Origin of the sequence: Devosia sp., from assembly GCF_041917035.1 — a bacterium.
Lineage (GTDB): Bacteria > Pseudomonadota > Alphaproteobacteria > Rhizobiales > Devosiaceae > Devosia_A.
Genome location: NZ_JAYRYM010000289.1, coordinates 1 through 4,348, shown reverse-complemented (window position 1 = coordinate 4,348; position 4,348 = coordinate 1). Strand labels below are relative to the sequence as shown.

Genomic DNA, 4,348 nt, shown 5'->3' with positions numbered 1-4,348 from the left:
AGCTTATGGAATTGCAGGGCCGACAGCAGGCCGATCACGCCCTTCGGCTGGATTCGGGACGCTTCGGCCAGGCTGGAGGCGACGTCGGACGGGGCGTCGCTGAGCTTGTAGAGCCCGCGCCCGACCCGTTGCAGGACCCCCTCGCGTGTAAGCCGCTGGAGGTAGACCCGCGGCACGCCGGCCTGATCGAAGTCGGCGCCGCGCGCGATCCCACGCTCACGGGCGACCTCGATGGCGCGATCCTTATGGCGGCGGGCTTCCATGAGGTTGTTCCAAACGCTCGGTAACTGTCGATTAGTTCCGAGGTTTTGTAACACATCACTGGTCGGGTTGCGAGTGGTGACGACGTTCAGCCGCGCCAAATTCCCTGATCTTGGTCGTCCCTGTGTTAGCGATCGAGACGAGCATCAAGGAGGGGGTCCCAATTAGCGGACCTGCGACTTCCAATTATCCGACATCAAAAGCCTCGATCGGTAGGGGACCATAAGCAACCGCGCCGACGGGATGGCCCGGACTGCACAATCGGATCGGTGTGCAGGCGAGAGTGGGAAGATCGGATGGAGCGATCACGCGCTCCGGCCTACATGACAATTGGCTGTCTTGATGATAGGGTCACAGGGTGAAATCGGCGGGATGCACGGATCGAGTCTGATTGTTTCCTGCGTTTCTCGCTTGACGATAGTCCCCGAAAGTACGGTTTTTGGGGCCATCCCGAAAAAGCCCAATGATTTCAAAAGCCGATCATTTTGGCGGGACGGCTGACGGTATATTTCTGTCAAAAATATTTTTAATACTGTGATTTCAAGGCTTTATGATGCTCATTAATAATAGAGTGGGAGTGATGGGGAAGAGGGCGCGCCCTACTCCGCGTTCGCCCTGAAGCCGCGGGCCAGGAGGTAGGTTTCGGCCGAATCGGCGCGGCTGGCCTTGGGCTTGGCATGCAGCGTCGTGGCGAAGTGGCGCTTCAGCAGCGCCAGCAGCTCATGCTCGGTGCCGCCCTGGAACACCTTGGCGACGAAGGTGCCGCCGGGGGCCAGCACCCGGATGGCGAAATCGGCGGCCAGCTCGACCAGCGCCATGATGCGCAGGTGATCGGTGGCGCGGTGACCGGTGGTGGGGGCCGCCATGTCGGACAGCACCACATCGGCCTTGTGCCCGCCCAGCGCGGCGATGAGCGCGGCGGGCGCATCCTCGTCGTTGAAATCCTTGTGCAGCAGGATCACGCCCGGGATCGGGTCCATCTCGAGGTAGTCGATGCCGACGATCAGCGGATTGGCCTCGGTGGAGCCGACGATGGGCGCCGCCACCTGCGACCAGCCGCCCGGCGCCGCTCCCAGGTCGACGATGCGCTGCCCCTTTTTCAGGATGTGGTAGCGCTCGTCGAGTTCCATCAGCTTGAAGGCGGCGCGCGAGCGGTAGCCCTCGGCCCGGGCCCGCGCCACGTAGGGATCGTTGAGCTGGCGCTGCAGCCACAGGGTCGAGCCGATCTTGCGCCCCTTGGCGGTCTTGACCCGGACCTTGAGATCGGTGGCCGAGCGGCGTCCGGATCCCTGCCCCGTACCTTTCGCCATCAGCGCCCCCAACGACTGCTCGTGCCGGTGCGCTCGGCACGATCGGCATCGATGAGCGAAACGAGGATCCCCTCGCGCAGGCCGCGATCGGCGACGCGCACGCGCTCGGTCGGCCACTCCCGCCGGATGGCCTCGAAGATGGCGCAGCCGGGCAGGACCAGATCGGCGCGATCGCGGCCGATGCAGGAATGGGCGACGCGGCGTTCGAACGACATGCCGAGCAGGGCCGACATGGTGGCATCGATCTCCTCGCGCCGCATCCACAAGCCGTCGACCTTCTGGCGCTCGTAGCGCTCGAGGCCGAGATGCAGGCCGGCGAGCGTGGTCACGGTGCCGGAGGTGCCGATCAGGTGAACCGGGTGTTCGGCGATCATCTGGCGCAGCTTCTCGCGGCCGCGGAACTGGCGGAGGTGGCCGGAAACGAAGGCGACCATGGCCTCGAACGAATCCGGCGTGACGTCGACGCCGCCGAATTTTTCGGCAATCGAGACGACGCCCACCGGCAGCGACTGCCAGGAGCGAATCGAGCTCGCCATGCGGCCCTGCCGGCGCGGACGGCCGCCACGAAAGTCGAGCCAGGCGAGCTCCGACGAACCGCCGCCGATATCGAACATCAGCGCCCCGGCGGATTCGGCCTCGATCAGGTCGGCGCAGCCGGTCACCGCCAGCGAGGCCTCCGTCTGGCGATCGACGATCTCGAGCGCGAGGCCCAGTTCGCGCTCGACCCGGGCGATGAACTCGACGCCATTGCTGGCGGAACGACAGGCCTCGGTGGCAATCAGCCGCATGCGCGCCGGCTCGTGCTCGCGCAGCTTGTTGCGGCACAGGCGCAGCGCTTCCATGGTGCGATCCATGGCGGCCTGCGAGAGCTGCCCGGTGGTCGACAACCCCTCCCCCAGCCGGACGATGCGGGTGAAGCCATCCACCACGCGAAAGCCCTGCTCGTGCGGCCGGGCAATCAGCAGGCGGCAATTATTGGTGCCGAGGTCGAGCGCGGCATAGAGCGGCCCACGCTGTCGGCGCGGCGCAAAGCTGCCAGCGGGATGCGTCCGCCGCTCGGTACCGCCGAACCCGGGGGCTGCCCCCGGGCCTGCGGGTGAGGGACCACGGCCGTCGCCCTGGCCCTCCCGGGGCCGCTCGACGGCCCTGGGCCCGTCGGCGGCGGCGGACCGATCGGAATCGGCCACCCTCGTTCTCCAGTCCCGACGCGGTCGCCACCAGCCGGCCTCGGCCGGAGGGCGCCCGAACCACGGGTGCGTTTCAGTGTCGAGGCGACCCTAGAGGAAGCGGCCGGGGAGCGCAACGGCCCGTCGACCGGGTTCGTTCCGGGCCCGGAACATTCATCATACCGACACGCAGGCCGCAGCGAGGGTGTTGATCCCGCCGCCGATTGCCGCTAGAAGGCACGCCGAACGCAAGGCCCCGCCGGCGTTCCAGGCCGAGCGCTTGGGGAATAGTTCAACGGTAGAACAGCGGACTCTGACTCCGTCAATCTTGGTTCGAATCCAGGTTCCCCAGCCAGCCTCCCGGACGCCGCCTTGCACTTCAGTGATTTTGCGGGGCTGATCGGCCTCAATCCGGGACGGGTTTCCCGGACAGCTTCTGGTTGGCCCGTCGGGGCGAAGAACAGGGGCTCGCGTCGGTGCGGGCACCTTCATCGCTCCGAAGATCGGCGGCCGTTTGTCGCCATCGAGTGCCGCACCACCGGGCGGTGACCCGACAGCGCCTCACGACAGGCACACTGTCCGCCGATCCGACTCGGCCCGGCGGCGCAATTCCTGCCACAGGAACCGGGTGGCTCCTAACGGTCCCGCCTCAGTTGAGCGGCGCCCGCAGCGATGCGGTGGCCGAGACGGACTGCAGGGAGTCGCCGATGCCGCTCAGCGACAGGCCGAAATCGGCGGTCATGCCGTCACCGAGTTCCACCGCTATTCCCGTCGACGCCGTCAGGTACAGGGCGCTCTGCTCGACCGTGACGCCACCGCCCAGGTCCAGCGTCTCGTCGCGGCCGGCGTGCCCGTTCACGGCGAGGCCGCCGCGCGGCGTGACCAGCAGCAGGTCGTTGCCGAACTCCTGCACGAAGGACTGCCTGATCTCGATACCCAGCGTGCCGATCAGCTCGTTGGCGGTGATCGTGGGATGGACGAGCGAGGAACTGTCGACATAGGAACTGCGCGAGCTGTAGAGCCACTCGAAGCCGGCCCGCGGCGTCACCGTGACGTCGCCGACCTGGTAGTCGCCCGACAGGTCGCCTTCGAGCCGCAGCATGTCGCGGGTGAACGAGCCGGTGACGCCGGCGACGGAGCTGTCGTGGAAGCCGCGCTCGCCGGACAGCGTCAGCCCCGCCGTCACGGTGTCGGTGAAGTCGTAGGTCATGTAGAGGCCGCCGCCGAGCGATGCGGAGTCGAGCGTCCCATCGACCGCCCCGGTTTCCTGACGCGAGGCATAGCCCATGACGAAGCCGCCGACATCGAGGCGCGGATCGACCGCGACCACGACACCGGCCTGCGCGCCGGCGCCGATGCCCGAGCGGTCGGCCGTGCCGGAGGTCAGACTGGCGTTGAAGCGCGCCCACAGCACGTACCTGTCCAGCTGGACCTCGAGGCTGGAACTGGCCCGCCCGCCGCCACTGGCATCGGTGATCGCGCGGAACGCGGCACTCACCGGATCGCGCGGCTGCGGGAAGTAGAGAAGCTGTTCGCCTTCGTCGACTAGAAAATCGCTCTCCTTCTGCTCTCCAGTTTGTTCCGCTTGTCGCGCCCGTCTCTCAGCTTCGA

At 67.0% G+C, this 4,348-nt stretch carries 4 protein-coding genes and 1 tRNA gene; 1 reads left to right on the top strand and 4 read right to left on the bottom strand.

Annotated elements, in window-relative coordinates:
• The 3 genes from ACE3TU_RS19565 to ACE3TU_RS19555 form a co-directional block, all read right to left on the bottom strand.
• On the bottom strand, positions 1-362 hold a 362-nt coding region (locus tag ACE3TU_RS19565), incomplete at its 3' end, for a type IV toxin-antitoxin system AbiEi family antitoxin domain-containing protein (protein WP_374627289.1).
• Positions 363-860: 498 nt separating this feature from the next.
• On the bottom strand, positions 861-1,571 hold the full coding sequence (locus ACE3TU_RS19560; protein ID WP_374627287.1) for an RlmE family RNA methyltransferase: 711 nt from the start codon (positions 1,569-1,571) through the stop codon (positions 861-863).
• Complete coding sequence (locus ACE3TU_RS19555; RefSeq protein WP_374627285.1) at positions 1,571-2,758, bottom strand: Ppx/GppA phosphatase family protein; 1,188 nt, start codon at positions 2,756-2,758, stop codon at positions 1,571-1,573. Before ACE3TU_RS19555 ends, ACE3TU_RS19560 begins: the two co-directional genes overlap by 1 nt.
• 260 nt (positions 2,759-3,018) lie before the next feature.
• On the opposite strand from ACE3TU_RS19555, the gene ACE3TU_RS19550 reads away from it, so the two are divergent.
• Positions 3,019-3,092: transfer RNA gene (locus tag ACE3TU_RS19550), tRNA-Gln, on the top strand.
• Positions 3,093-3,386: 294 nt separating this feature from the next.
• Here the strand turns inward: ACE3TU_RS19550 and ACE3TU_RS19545 are convergent.
• Positions 3,387-4,348: autotransporter domain-containing protein (locus tag ACE3TU_RS19545; RefSeq protein WP_374627283.1), on the bottom strand; the 962-nt coding region annotated here is incomplete at its 5' end.

What these genes read in the sequence shown, in the direction of transcription:
- ACE3TU_RS19560 (WP_374627287.1), bottom strand. Translation starts at nt 1,571, where the DNA reads ATGGCGAAAGGTACGGGGCAGGGATCCGGACGCCGCTCGGCCACCGAT.